This window comes from Pseudonocardia sp. ICBG1142 (genome assembly GCF_020496255.1).
Lineage (GTDB): Bacteria > Actinomycetota > Actinomycetes > Mycobacteriales > Pseudonocardiaceae > Pseudonocardia.
In genome coordinates this window covers 1-13,810 of record NZ_JAHLJC010000027.1, presented here as the reverse complement: position 1 = coordinate 13,810, position 13,810 = coordinate 1, and the positions used below count along the sequence as shown (strand labels likewise).

The 13,810-nt window shown below is 68.1% G+C and carries 12 protein-coding genes and 1 pseudogene; 8 read left to right on the top strand and 5 right to left on the bottom strand.

From position 1 onward, the window contains the following. Positions 1-539 precede the first annotated feature (539 nt). Complete coding sequence (locus KPL59_RS13880) at positions 540-839, top strand: hypothetical protein (protein WP_226360926.1); 300 nt, start codon at positions 540-542, stop codon at positions 837-839. Further along, a complete protein-coding gene (locus KPL59_RS13875; protein ID WP_226361044.1) occupies positions 836-1,150 on the top strand; it encodes a hypothetical protein in 315 nt (104 codons plus the stop codon). The genes KPL59_RS13880 and KPL59_RS13875 overlap by 4 nt, the downstream gene beginning before the upstream one ends. A gap of 491 nt (positions 1,151-1,641) precedes the next feature. Here KPL59_RS13875 and KPL59_RS13870 read toward each other — a convergent pair whose 3' ends face one another. Both KPL59_RS13870 and KPL59_RS13865 read right to left on the bottom strand, forming a co-directional pair. Continuing rightward, positions 1,642-1,902, bottom strand: a complete 261-nt coding sequence (locus KPL59_RS13870) for a hypothetical protein (protein ID WP_226361043.1) — start codon at positions 1,900-1,902, stop codon at positions 1,642-1,644. Between the two features lie 6 nt (positions 1,903-1,908). Continuing rightward, positions 1,909-2,055: a hypothetical protein gene (locus KPL59_RS13865; protein WP_226361042.1), complete on the bottom strand. Its 147-nt coding sequence runs from the start codon at positions 2,053-2,055 to the stop codon at positions 1,909-1,911. A gap of 58 nt (positions 2,056-2,113) precedes the next feature. On the opposite strand from KPL59_RS13865, the gene KPL59_RS13860 reads away from it, so the two are divergent. From KPL59_RS13860 to KPL59_RS13845, 4 genes are all read left to right on the top strand, one after another. After that, positions 2,114-4,402, top strand: a complete 2,289-nt coding sequence (locus KPL59_RS13860) for a cell division protein FtsK (RefSeq protein WP_226361041.1) — start codon at positions 2,114-2,116, stop codon at positions 4,400-4,402. A 223-nt stretch (positions 4,403-4,625) separates the two neighbouring features. Further along, entirely contained in the window at positions 4,626-5,024 is a 399-nt protein-coding gene (locus tag KPL59_RS13855) for a hypothetical protein (RefSeq protein WP_226361040.1), read from the top strand. Next, entirely contained in the window at positions 5,021-5,410 is a 390-nt protein-coding gene (locus KPL59_RS13850) for a hypothetical protein (RefSeq protein ID WP_226361039.1), read from the top strand. The genes KPL59_RS13855 and KPL59_RS13850 overlap by 4 nt, the downstream gene beginning before the upstream one ends. After that, positions 5,407-6,615, top strand: coding sequence for a DUF3631 domain-containing protein (locus KPL59_RS13845; protein ID WP_226361038.1), 1,209 nt, complete (start codon positions 5,407-5,409; stop codon positions 6,613-6,615). Before KPL59_RS13850 ends, KPL59_RS13845 begins: the two co-directional genes overlap by 4 nt. Positions 6,616-6,813: 198 nt before the next feature. Here KPL59_RS13845 and KPL59_RS37695 read toward each other — a convergent pair whose 3' ends face one another. From KPL59_RS37695 to KPL59_RS13830, 3 genes are all read right to left on the bottom strand, one after another. Further along, on the bottom strand, positions 6,814-7,116 hold the full coding sequence (locus KPL59_RS37695) for a sigma factor-like helix-turn-helix DNA-binding protein (protein ID WP_226361037.1): 303 nt from the start codon (positions 7,114-7,116) through the stop codon (positions 6,814-6,816). Next, positions 7,116-7,904: a replication initiation protein gene (locus tag KPL59_RS13835; protein WP_374111627.1), complete on the bottom strand. Its 789-nt coding sequence runs from the start codon at positions 7,902-7,904 to the stop codon at positions 7,116-7,118. Before KPL59_RS13835 ends, KPL59_RS37695 begins: the two co-directional genes overlap by 1 nt. 1,435 nt (positions 7,905-9,339) lie before the next feature. Further along, the gene (locus KPL59_RS13830) at positions 9,340-10,020 is read right to left on the bottom strand and encodes a hypothetical protein (protein WP_226361035.1); all 681 of its coding nucleotides are present in this window, start codon (positions 10,018-10,020) and stop codon (positions 9,340-9,342) included. Positions 10,021-11,745: 1,725 nt separating this feature from the next. On the opposite strand from KPL59_RS13830, the gene KPL59_RS13825 reads away from it, so the two are divergent. After that, on the top strand, positions 11,746-12,045 hold the full coding sequence (locus KPL59_RS13825; protein ID WP_226360926.1) for a hypothetical protein: 300 nt from the start codon (positions 11,746-11,748) through the stop codon (positions 12,043-12,045). Between the two features lie 1,266 nt (positions 12,046-13,311). Beyond that, positions 13,312-13,810: pseudogene (locus tag KPL59_RS13820) on the top strand (ATP-binding protein); the annotation flags it as partial.

The window sequence follows — 13,810 nt, the reverse complement described above, 5'->3', positions numbered from 1 at the left end:
ACCAGCAGAAACAGCGACTAGGCGGGTCCCCAGGCGCAGCAGTCACGTTTCGTGACTGATCTGAGGTGCGGACGAGCAGCCAGCGGGGTCCGCGAGATTGGTCGAGGTCGGTGCTTGACAGCCGGGGCGAGATCGTGTCTTGCTTGAGGGAGCGGTCCCGCCAGCCCGGCGGGGTTGCGGTCACCGCCCAGGATGCCCATCCGGGGCGGCGACCTAACCGAGCGACCTGTAAAGGCAGGTGATCGGCTATGGGCCATGCTGCCCTTGGCGTCTGCACGTCTCCACCGGTGGGTGGAACTTTCCTTCCAGACTCCCCCGACAGTGACCATGATCCCGGCGTTGACCTGGGCTTTTCGTGGTGTCCGGATGGTCTGACCGAGCAGGTCATCGACCGTCTCTACGGCGACCTCCTCCACGATCCCGCACCGGCCGACGAGTCATCAGGTGAGCCGGACGCAGGGCGTCTGCTCGTACTCCCGCACCGGCGGCCTGTGGTCGTTTTCTGCTGGTCAGCGGACTGTTTCGAGTGGTGAGGCGGCATGAACGCCCTGCTTCACCGTGTCGCTGCGGCCGTCCGAGACCGGGCCGTCGAGCTCGGCGCCGTCGGCACGCTGCTCGCCGCGACGGTGGGCCTGACCTGGTGGTTCACCGCGCCGCTCGGCTTCGCCATCGGCTGGTGGATCGCCGCCGAGCTGCGCCTCCGGCGCGCCCGCCGCGCCAACCCGGGCTCAACCACCCGAGGCGAGCCGCCTACCGCACACGCCGTCTCATCGGCCGCTGTATCGCCCACTGAACGGGTTTCGGCTGGTCAGCAGGTCGAAGGGAGGGCCGGGGCGTGACCGCCGCATCTTCTTCCTCGACCTCGTGGGCAGCGGCGCGGGCAGCCGAGCGACGTGAGAGCCGCGCTCTGGACGCCCGCCTGGACCGGGAGGCCGCCGACGCTGCCGCGCAGCGACGGATCACCGAGCAGAACGCCCGCCGCGACCGCGCCCAGGCCGACCGCGAAGCGGCTGAACGTCGACGGGCCGAGCAGCGACAGGCACGCGGCGCCGCACGGGCCGCAGCCCGCACCCGCACGCTGACCTGGGCATCCACCCACGTCGTCGAGTTGCTGATCTACCCGACCTCGCGCTCCTGTCCTTCGCCCTAGCCGCACCCGCGCTGGCCGCCTACGGACAGACCATCTACGGCCCGCTCGGTGTCCTGCTGGCCGGGATCACCGAACTCGGCATGTGGGCCTTCGCCCTCGCCATCGTCGCCTCCCGCCACCAAGCCCCGGACCGGCCGGTGGCCGGATTGCAGGCCGGGGTGGTGCTGTTTCTCCCTGGTCGCAGCCGGGATGAACCTGCTCCACGGCCTCGACCAGGGCTGGACAGCCGCCGTGGTGATGGCGGTCGTGTCCATCGCAGGCGTCGCAGCGCACCAGCTCACCCTGGCCGGAGCACCGCGCGCCGCGGGCCGAGCGCCGGGAAAGCCGGCTCAAGGCGCTGGTGGCGTCGAAGACCGACCGCGCACGGCGCCTCGCCGCCCGCGACGCCGTCGCGGTCATCGCGGCGGACGGGACCGCCGAGCTGGCCTACCGGCCCGGGACCTACCAGGTCCACCGACGGTCCCTGGCCGACGACGGCGACCGACGACCGGTCACGGCGTCACACGACGGTCACTATCGATCGCACCGACGACTGGGACTGGGCACTCGCCGACCTCGTCGAAGGCGCGGGCTGCGTCGGCTCCCGGCTCACCGACGACCTCGACTACGAGGCCGACCCGGCCCTCGACTACCTCGGCTCCGGGGTCGACTCGCACCCCGACGATGATCATGGGGGCGGTGTCGCCGTCCTCGACCATCGACCGGAAGAGTCGAATCAGGAGTCGAGGCCTGACCTGCGACAGTCGACCCACCCAAGATCATCGTCGAGGGGCGGAGTCGACCCCGACCATGATCTTGAACCCGCCTCGACCGGCCGCACCCTCGACGATCTTCGGCAGCTCCTCCGGGCCGCGGTCGCCGAGGGCCGGGTCGACCCGGCTCGGCCGAGTCCATCCGCCGGACACTGCGCTGCTCGGCCGCCCGCGCCCGCCAACTCCGCGACGAGACCGCCGGAGGCCCCCGATGAACAACAACGACCACGACAAGCGGGGGAAGTCTGGCGGCGCCAGCCCAGACCACCATGCGCGTGAGCTGGCGCCGGTCATCACCCTGCACCACCGGCCCGACAACCACGAACACGACGCGCCAGTCGTGATCGAGGGCGAGATCGTGACCGGCGGCCCGCAGGCAAACAGCGCCTCGGAGCCGGGGCCGGCGGTGGTGTCGCGGCGGGACCTCTACCGCCATGACCTGGCGGCGGCACACCGGCACGCCGTCACAGCGGTGACGCACCCGGTCACCGTGACCAGCACGAAAGCCCTGGTCCGCAACACCTTCTATGTGTTCTCCGGCGCCGGTGTCCTCATCCAACGCTGGCGGGACACCCACGGCACCTCCCGGTATGAGCGGCAGATGCGCGCCGCCGAAATCGCAGGCGACCAGGACCGCCTCCTGGAATGGGAGGCCCGCGACACCGCCGAAAAGGCCCGCCGTCATGGCCGGGTCATGGACTGGATCAACGCCCCACTCGCCTGGGCCCGCGCTGCCGGGGTCGGCGCGCTGATCGCCCTCGGGATGCTGGGCGGCCTCGGCGCCGTCCTCGCCATCGCCGCCCGGGATATTTCCCTGGTCATCGCCCCTGTTGCCGGGGTCATCGACACGGTCGCCTGGACCGTCACCTTCGTGACCGTCTACGCCACCGCCCTCACCAGCGTGGCGCTGGGCGGGGCCGTGGTCGGGCTGTGGGCGCTCGGGAAGGCCCGCACCGAGGCACCCACCTGGACCACCCCGCCCGCTGACGTCGAGGACGACGTCACCGGGCGGGGCGTGATCGTCGACGAAAGCGCCGTGGTCAACGCGCTGCGCAACCTCGGCCTGAGCGCACTCAACAGCAAGTTCAAGCAAGGCTGGACACCCCGCTGGAACCTCCCACCCGTCCACGACGGGCGCGGCTGGCACTGCCAGTTCCTGCTGCCTGAGGGCGTCACCGTGGAGATGCTCAACAAACGCAAAGACGTCCTCGCCCACAACCTGCTGCGCCTCCCGGTGGAGGTGTGGCCCACCGAACCGAAGGACAAGCCCGGCGTGCTGGACCTGTGGGTTGCTGACCAGGGAAGCCTCACGAAACCGGTCGCGCCGTGGCCGCTGCTGCACGACGGGACCACCGACTACTTCACCGGTGTCCCCGTCGGCGTCACCCCACGCTCCGACCTGGTCACCGGACGACTGTTCGGCACGAACTGGGGCATCGCCGGAATGATGGGCTCCGGCAAATCCACCCTCATCATCAACGTCCTCGCCGGAGCCATCCTCGACCCACTGGTCGAGATCGACATCTACTGCATGGCCCACAACGCCGACTACGACCCGTTCAAACCGGTCGCACGGACCTTGTTCGTCTCCGACGACCCGGACAAGGTGCCGACCGTCCTCGACGGCCTCAAGCAGCTGATGTCGGAGCTGTCGCAACGAGGACGGAAACTGTCCGCAGCTGGGGAACCGAAGCTGACGCGCAAGCTCGCCGCGGCCGATCGGTCGATGCGCCCGCGTGTGGTCGTCATCGACGAGTGCCAGGAGTTGTTCGTCTCCCCTGTCGGCTCCGAGGCCGCCAAGCTGGTCGCCAAGATCGTCGCGAAGGGCCGTAAGTACGGGGTGACGTTCCTGTTCGCGACACCGGTCCCATCAGCGGAGTCCCTGCCTCGGGCGGTGGCGAAGGTCCTGTCGAACCGGGCGTGTTTCGCCATCGGTGACCACCAGGGCAACGACGCCATCCTCGGCACGGGAAAGCACACCGCCGGCATCACCGCCACCACCCTGCAACCCATGAGCATCGCCCCCGACGGCACCGTCGACCTCGGAGACCTCGGCACCGCCATGACCTCCGGGGTCACCAGCCGGGACGGGCTGATGCGCTGTTTCTACATCCAACGCGGCAACGGCGTTGATGAGCTGACACCGATCGTCGAGCGGGCGGTGAAGCTGCGGGAAGAGGCCGGCCTCGGCACCGGGGCGGCCACCACACCGGCACCAGCACCCCGCCGGGACCTCCTGGAAGACCTGCTCCACGTCCTGGCCGGGCATAAGCGGATGCGCACCCAGGAAGCACTCGCCGCGCTCACCGAGCTCGACCGCGCCCACTACAGCTCGTGGACCTTCGCCCGGCTCGCCGAGGAACTGCCCGCCGACGCGCGGCCCTACAAGTCCGACGGCGTCATGGTCCTCAGCGCCGCGCGCCTCCACGAAGCCCACACCGACCGCGAATCCATCACCGAGAGTGATGGATTCGGGCCCGGCCAGAAGGGCTGCTTCTAGCCGGAGTCGGTCAGGGAGGCGTCAGGGAGGCAGGGAGTTCTCCCTCCCACCTCCCTGACGCCTCCCTGACGGGTCCCTCCCTGGGATGACCTGCACTGACAGTCACTCAGGGAGGCCAGGGACCCACCCCCTCACACACCCCTGAAACCCGCAGTTGAGCAGGGACGGAGGCACTTCGGTGCCTCCCTCCCTCCCTTTTCGCATGCCGAAAACAGGAGCCCCCATGACCACGCACAGTCACCGCTCTCCTGAGCTGCCGGAACCACCGGCAACACCTGACCCGCTCCCGTGTCGAGCCCTGGCAGTCCCGGTCCCGCGCCTGCCCGACCCGGATCGGGCCGAGGCCCTGGACGTCATCGGACACCTCGACCCAGCCGTCCTCGCGGCCGTCCTCGGACGAGCCCAGCCGACCGCACCGCTACTGGTCGCCGCCCGCGTGGGCGTGGAGGTCGCCGACCTGCGCCACGCCCGCTGGACCGCCCTTCGCGACGCCAGCAAGCAGGTCTCGGTCGCCTACACCGCTGCCGGACTCGCCCAACAGCCGTCCCTGGCGGAGTTGATGCGCCGCCGGTACCCGCCCCACGGCGACCCCACCCGATGGGCACGTGGGGACGCGGCATGACCACCACCGCAGGCGAGCAGCTGGTCGTGGGCAAGTCGACCCGGACCGCAGCCCGCCCCAGCGGGCGAGGACCGGAAGCGACGCGGCAGCACCTTCCCGCCGCGCACCGACGGTCCCGGATGGCCGCCCAGGCCGCTGACGGCCGCGAACTCGCCGTCCTCGTCGGCGGGCCCTGGCGGGGCCACTGGTACTGGACCGACGACCTGGAAGCCATCCAGCACGCCAGCCGCCGCTACCCGGACAGCCATCCCGCCGCCGAACTCCGCTCCTACCGGCCGAGCAACGAGTTCGTGCCGCACCCGCACGAGCCCGAGGTAACCGGACGCCTCTGGCGACACCACCCGAGCACCGCAACCGCCGCCACCACCTTCAGGAGGACGACGTGAACACCCACGACGACCAGATTCCCGCAGGTCAGGACGAAGGTTCCGAATCCGGCACCTTCACCCCGCACCCGACCGGCCTGACCGACAGCACCGTTCCCGGCACCGACGGTGCCGCGATCCTCGACGACCTCGAAACCGCGCTGCGCCGCTACGTCGCCCTCCCCTCCGACGCCGCCGTCGTCGGGGTCGTGCTCTGGATCGCCGCCACCCACGCTCAACCCGCCTGGGCGCACGCGCCGCGCCTGGTCGTGCGGGCACCGGAGAAGCGCTGCGGGAAATCCCGCCTCCTGGATGTGGTCGAAGGCGCGTGTCACGCCCCGTTCATCACCGTCAACGCCACCCCGGCAGCGGTCTACCGCTCCATCACCGCCGATCCACCGACGATGCTCGTCGATGAGGCGGACACGATCTTCGGGCCCGCAGCCACCGGCCACGAAGACCTCCGCGGCCTGCTCAACGCCGGACATCAGCGGAACCGGCCTGCGAAGCGCTACGACCTCGCCAAAAACCGGGTCGAGTCCATCTCCACCTTCGCCATGGCAGCGCTGGCCGGGATCGGACGCATGCCCGACACCATCGAAGACCGCGCCGTCGTCGTCCAGATGCGCCGCAGAGCCCCCGGAGAAACCGTCGCTCCCTACCGGCACCGCCGGGACCGGCCGCGCCTTCAGCGGCTCGCTGAGCGGCTGCACGGCTGGCTCCGCAACGACCTATCGGTCTTGGAGGCGGCTGAGCCGGTGATGCCGGTCGAGGACCGGGCCGCTGACACCTGGGAACCACTCATCGCCATCGCCGACCACGCCGGAGGCCACTGGCCCGAACGCGCCCGCCAAGCCATCCTCGACCTCCAAGCAGAAGACACCAGGGACGACCGCTCCGAACGCATCCGCCTGCTCGCAGACTGCCACGCCGCCTTCGGCGACGAGCAGGCGTTACCGACGATGCGGCTGCTCCAGCAACTCCGCGCCGATCCCGAGGCGCCGTGGGGCGACTACGGGCCACGCGGCGAAGGACTCACCGCGAAGAAACTCGGGGACCTCCTGGGTGAGTACGACATCCAGTCCGAAAAGGCCAGGTTCCCCGGCTTCGGCCAGACCCGGGGCTACCGGCGGGCCGCGTTCACTGACGCCTGGCGCCGCTACACGCCTGATCTCGTCACCAACAGTGACGATGACGCCCAGGCGACCACTAAGCCGGTATCATAGCTGGTCAGCCCATGCGTAGGGCGATCTCCTGCTGGTGTGAGTGCCAGGCTCGTTGAGGGGGTGGGACGGATTGATCCGTCCCACCCCCTCAATCCGTCCCACCCAAAATCGGGACTTGACCTGCAAGAACACCTCAAGTGGGACGGATGGGACGGATTGGGACGGATTGGGGGTCGTTTCGGGACATCCCCCAAAATATCACTCTGTGTGACCACTTCTGCGGCGCGTGGCGGCCATCCATTCGCCGCTACGGCGGGCGTCAGCAAGGAGGCGCCCGACGGCGCCGATGCTGTCACCGGTGCTGTCAGCGATCTCGCGGTAAGTAAGCCCTTGAAGGCGTAGCTCTACAACAGTCGCTCGACGTCTTCTGGCTCTTCGCTCGTAATCAGCGCGCGGCTCAGCGATCAGACGCACAACGGTCCGCCGCGAGAAGCCAGCTTCTTCAGCTAGCTCTTGAGCTGTCTTCTGCGTCGCCCGGCGGCACGGCTCCAACGCAGGCATCAAAACACCTCCTTTAGGAGCGCAAGGCGCCGCTCACGATCCGCTACTTGAACCACTCCGCGCGCCGCGCCTCCTTTGCGTCCGCGTGCGGCTTGGATGGCGGAGAATGCTGCGTCGTAGGCGGCGGGGCCGTCGTTCCACATGCGGGAGTAGTTGATCGTCCAGTCCGAGATGGAGCCGGAGATGTGGCCGAGTTCGTTCCCACCGAGGGGGATCGGGAAATCGGCGTTGAGGATCGCGACGTGTTTGGCGACAGCGGCGCGGTAGCCCTCGGCGTCGCCCCAGTGGTGCCGCATTTCCCGGTAGGCGAAGCGGCGGACCATGTGGAACAGGGTTTCGTTGCGGGAGTAGCCGACGGGTTCACGGCGGCGTTGGTTGTGCCAGCCGCGTCCGGGCATGTGCCCGGCGGCGGTCAGGATCGCCCCGAATTGGTTGAGGGTGGAGGTTTTGTCGTGGAGGAAGTGGGTGATCCAGCGGGAGTGGAACGGGTTTTTGATCAGCCGTCCGGGATAGGACGGGTCCCCGCCGACGGCACGCCGTAAGGCTTCTTCGATGGACAGGCCGTAGCGGACCGCGCGGCGTGATCCGTAGTTGGTGACGTTGATCGGTGTCGTGATGCCGAACCCGGCGTGGGCGTGGCCGTTGACGGGGTTCTCGATGATCACGTTCGGCATCGGGTGACTGTCGACGGTCGACAGCATCCGCAGGACCGCATCGGCGCTGTCGCCGTCGATCCCGATCAACCCCCACACCTGCTTGGGGTGCAGCTCGACATGCATCCGGGTCATCGCCACGTCCCGGGACTGCCGCCACACGCCGCCGTCGAACTCGTCCGCGGCGAGTGGGTACCGCGACGTCCACAAACGCTCCCAGATCGCCGTAGACGCCTCAAACGGCAGCCCCCCGACTAGGTAGCCCGGGGACGGAAACGGGGCCTCACAGAGGCTCTCAGAGCCCCGGGAACCGACATCGGGAACAGCGCCTGAGACAGCGCCGGGGGGAACCCACAGGTCAGAGCCGGTCATCCGGGGGAACTCCTCACCACCGCCACCAGGGGCGCGGTGCCGGTCTAGGGCGTTGAGCTTCGCCCTGTGTTGTCTCCGGCCGCTGACGCGGCCGGAGGGGGCGGGCTCGCTCGCGCTCACCCGAAACTCTGACTTGGTCAGCTGTCTCACTCGAATAATTCCAGGTCACAGGCCCGGCTATCACGCACCCCCAGGTCAGACGGGCGTGTCACCCCACCCGACCGGCCTCCGACCAGACGCCGCCGCCCCGGTGACCGCCACCGCCGCCGCAGCAGCCGCAGACCAGGCAGCGGCGCCCACGCACAGCATTTTTGGAACAAAAGTGCATATCTTGCTGCGCGGTGAACCGGCAGCCCGGGGACCACGACCAGCCCCGGACCAGAGCCCGGCGCCGACGATCATCAGATGATGCATGGGTGCTGTGGCCGTTGACCTTCAGTGGCGGAACGCCACCGACTCGGCCCACCGGGCCGACAGCGCACGCGCGCTTCGCGCTCGACACCGCCACCCCAAGATCAACAGCCACAGCACCCATGCATCCACTGATGATCACCGGGTGCCGGTTCCGCGCGGACGCTTCACTCCCGGACGCGGCGCACCGGGAGGACGGCCACGGCCCCGCCTGCGACGGAGCAAGCTAGACACTTAGCCCGGCTAAGTGGGTATCGCAAAGAAGCGGCGCCCGCTGGGGCGGAGTCGCTGCGCTGAGCCGAACAACCCCGGGCTGCCGCGCCGCTTCCGGTCCTCACCCGCCAGGGCGGGCTCCGGTCCGGATCGACTTGCCCACGACAGGCCGAGCGGCATCACTGTTGAGACTGCTTACTGAGCAGGCATTTACAAACTCGCTATAGTAGTCGCGACTCCAGTTTTCTGATGTTTCGCAGCATAACGAACACATGGATGAACAACAGACCACCAATAAATGGGGTCACGTTGTCCTCGGTGAAACCCATCAGTAGCAGCACCGCTGCGACAAGTGTGCAACAACTGCCTGATCCCAGAATCCACCACGCGACCGACTTTCTGCGGTCAGAAGCAAGGAGATAGCACGTCGCCAGCCAGGCTACCAAAACAAGCGGGGCGGCGCTGAGTATAGGGATGGCTCGACCTTGCTCTACGTATTCCGAGCCAGCCAGCCATGTATAGCTCATTGCGCTGATAGATGCGAGTGCGAGCCCGCCGATTTTGTAAGCTAGTTTCACTTGCACTTCTCCGGTGCCGCCGGGCGCCATCCAATGTTAAGAGTCTGACTTAGATCCCAGCACCTACCGTCATTGAGGATTCGACCAGGGCCAGTAAGATTGCCAGTCCAGACGCGTTCCACGAAGTTCGTGCACGCCCTCGACCCCCACGGGAGTTTGTTACACGCCTCCTGCAATCCTTCTTTGCCCAGATTCCAAAAATCCGTGCCGGTCATATAGAGACGCGGGCCGTTATCCCAGCCAATGTTTACTTTTCTGTCGCCCGCGCTTTCCGCAGGATCTGAAACAATTTTTCTCGGATCAGCTGGGACGAGATACGAAATCGTGTACTGCGACTCGTTCAGTCTGTACTCGTAAGCGAGGCCTTGAGCGGTGCGAAACTTGGGCCCTTTAATGTATCCTGCCCTCTCCAGGCGTCGTGCAAGTTCAGCGCCAGTGATGCCACCGCTGTCCAAAAAAGCGCTCTTCGCAGGCACCTCTGGTGTGTCGTCGTCAGCGTGCGCCGTGTAAGTAAAATGATCCGGGCTAGGCGGCTGCGATGCAAAGCTCTCGCCAGCCTCGGCCACTCCGGCAGGGGAAGTAGTTTCCGCTACTGCCATGCCGGTCACCGAACATGTCGAAGCGGCCACAACCAACACAGCCCCGATAATGCGACGCGCATACTTCATCGTATTCACGACCGCATCTGAACACGCCCCCCCCCACTGGTCAAGAACCACCACCAGCAGCAATCACACGAACACGCTCAGCACACTACGCACTACGGACAGATACGCCCAAACCAACCCAAACCGCCCACCCTCGCCGCAGTCAGTTGACCTTGACCTTCCTTCTCTCAAAGCATGGAACTACGTACTGATGATCATGGCCGCTCCGCGACCACCCTCCCGGTGGGTCGGGCTGGCGCCCGACACCTCGACCGGCCGTCAGCGAAGCAGGGTGCTTGAGGTGTCGGGCGCCAGCCCGACACACCGGCACCACCACCACAGGTCCACCCGCCATGACCGACCGGACCCACCCCAGAAGCGCGTCAATGCCGCTTCTCAGGCGCTTCAAAGCCAGTTCAAAGCCCCATCAAAGCCGATCAGCACGTCTCCTCACCCGCTCCCGGCGGCCGCCACGCGGCCACCACCAGCCCACACCGACGACCCAAGGGCCCCCAGGCCCGAGCCCCCGGAGATGGTCTATGCAGATCCGGGGAAATCCGAGCCGATAATAAGCCAATCCGGGACAGCAGATGATCTTCAACGCTGAGCTCGGACACCGGACCCAACGATGCCCGACTCCCACGACAGCGCGGCACTGAACCTAACCTCAAACGCTCACACCTGACGTCCAGCAAACGCAACAGCAATCGGCAACTCCACCCGCCGAAACAGCTCGCCGCACACATCGACAATCCCACCCCCCGACACCCCCTGAAACCGCGAAGCCAGTCGCGGCAATACCGCGCGCACCGACACTCCAGCCCTAACAGAAAAGGGGCTGTATCCGTAACACTCACAACGCCATCCATCCGGTACCACAAACAGTAGAAGAGGCGACGAGTAGGCGTCCGGCAACACCTGCGGAACGCCGCAACCTACAGCACCGGAAACGCAACCAGGCGCGCCCGATAATCGAGACCGCCGCCGCGCGACACCCCACCCCCCGACTCGTCACGCAGAGTGAGATTTCGGGGGATGTCCCGAAACGACCCCCAATCCGTCCCAATCCGTCCCATCCGTCCCACTTGAGGTGTTCTTGCAGGTCAAGTCCCGATTTTGGGTGGGACGGATTGAGGGGGTGGGACGGATCAATCCGTCCCACCCCCTCAACGGAACGCCCGCTCGCATAGGCCGAAGATCGCCCTGAAGGCGGCCTGACCAGCAGAAACAGCGACTAGGCGGGTCCCCAGGCGCAGCAGTCACGTTTCGTGACTGATCTGAGGTGCGGACGAGCAGCCAGCGGGGTCCGCGAGATTGGTCGAGGTCGGTGCTTGACAGCCGGGGCGAGATCGTGTCTTGCTTGAGGGAGCGGTCCCGCCAGCCCGGCGGGGTTGCGGTCACCGCCCAGGATGCCCATCCGGGGCGGCGACCTAACCGAGCGACCTGTAAAGGCAGGTGATCGGCTATGGGCCATGCTGCCCTTGGCGTCTGCACGTCTCCACCGGTGGGTGGAACTTTCCTTCCAGACTCCCCCGACAGTGACCATGATCCCGGCGTTGACCTGGGCTTTTCGTGGTGTCCGGATGGTCTGACCGAGCAGGTCATCGACCGTCTCTACGGCGACCTCCTCCACGATCCCGCACCGGCCGACGAGTCATCAGGTGAGCCGGACGCAGGGCGTCTGCTCGTACTCCCGCACCGGCGGCCTGTGGTCGTTTCTGCTGGTCAGCGGACTGTTTCGAGTGGTGAGGCGGCATGAACGCCCTGCTTCACCGTGTCGCTGCGGCCGTCCGAGACCGGGCCGTCGAGCTCGGCGCCGTCGGCACGCTGCTCGCCGCGACGGTGGGCCTGACCTGGTGGTTCACCGCGCCGCTCGGCTTCGCCATCGGCTGGTGGATCGCCGCCGAGCTGCGCCTCCGGCGCGCCCGCCGCGCCAACCCGGGCTCAACCACCCGAGGCGAGCCGCCTACCGCACACGCCGTCTCATCGGCCGCTGTATCGCCCACTGAACGGGTTTCGGCTGGTCAGCAGGTCGAAGGGAGGGCCGGGGCGTGACCGCCGCATCTTCTTCCTCGACCTCGTGGGCAGCGGCGCGGGCAGCCGAGCGACGTGAGAGCCGCGCTCTGGACGCCCGCCTGGACCGGGAGGCCGCCGACGCTGCCGCGCAGCGACGGATCACCGAGCAGAACGCCCGCCGCGACCGCGCCCAGGCCGACCGCGAAGCGGCTGAACGTCGACGGGCCGAGCAGCGACAGGCACGCGGCGCCGCACGGGCCGCAGCCCGCACCCGCACGCTGACCTGGGCATCCACCCACGTCGTCGAGTTGCTGATCTACCCGATCGCGCTCCTGTCCTTCGCCCTAGCCGCACCCGCGCTGGCCGCCTACGGACAGACCATCTACGGCCCGCTCGGTGTCCTGCTGGCCGGGATCACCGAACTCGGCATGTGGGCCTTCGCCCTCGCCATCGTCGCCTCCCGCCACCAAGCCCCGGACCGGCCGGTGGCCGGATTGCAGGCCGGGGTGGTGCTGTTCTCCCTGGTCGCAGCCGGGATGAACCTGCTCCACGGCCTCGACCAGGGCTGGACAGCCGCCGTGGTGATGGCGGTCGTGTCCATCGCAGGCGTCGCAGCGCACCAGCTCACCCTGGCCGGAGCACCGCGCCCGCGGGCCGAGCGCCGGGAAAGCCGGCTCAAGGCGCTGGTGGCGTCGAAGACCGACCGCGCACGGCGCCTCGCCGCCCGCGACGCCGTCGCGCGGTCATCGCGGCGGACGGGACCGCCGAGCTGGCCTACCGGCCCGGGACCTACCAGGTCCACCGACGGTCCCTGGCCGCGACGACGGCGCCGGGACGACCGGTCACACCGGTCACTATCGATCGCACCGACGACTGGGACTGGGCACTCGCCGACCTCGTCGAAGGCGCGGGCTGCGTCGGCTCCCGGCTCACCGACGACCTCGACTACGAGGCCGACCCGGCCCTCGACTACCTCGGCTCCGGGGTCGACTCGCACCCCGACGATGATCATGGGGGCGGTGTCGCCGTCCTCGACCATCGACCGGAAGAGTCGAATCAGGAGTCGAGGCCTGACCTGCGACAGTCGACCCACCCAAGATCATCGTCGAGGGGCGGAGTCGACCCCGACCATGATCTTGAACCCGCCTCGACCGGCCGCACCCTCGACGATCTTCGGCAGCTCCTCCGGGCCGCGGTCGCCGAGGGCCGGGTCGACCCCGGCTCGGCCGAGTCCATCCGCCGGACACTGCGCTGCTCGGCCGCCCGCGCCCGCCAACTCCGCGACGAGACCGCCGGAGGCCCCCGATGAACAACAACGACCACGACAAGCGGGGGAAGTCTGGCGGCGCCAGCCCAGACCACCATGCGCGTGAGCTGGCGCCGGTCATCACCCTGCACCACCGGCCCGACAACCACGAACACGACGCGCCAGTCGTGATCGAGGGCGAGATCGTGACCGGCGGCCCGCAGGCAAACAGCGCCTCGGAGCCGGGGCCGGCGGTGGTGTCGCGGCGGGACCTCTACCGCCATGACCTGGCGGCGGCACACCGGCACGCCGTCACAGCGGTGACGCACCCGGTCACCGTGACCAGCACGAAAGCCCTGGTCCGCAACACCTTCTATGTGTTCTCCGGCGCCGGTGTCCTCATCCAACGCTGGCGGGACACCCACGGCACCTCCCGGTATGAGCGGCAGATGCGCGCCGCCGAAATCGCAGGCGACCAGGACCGCCTCCTGGAATGGGAGGCCCGCGACACCGCCGAAAAAGGCCCGCCGTCATGGGCCGGGTCATGGACTGGATCAA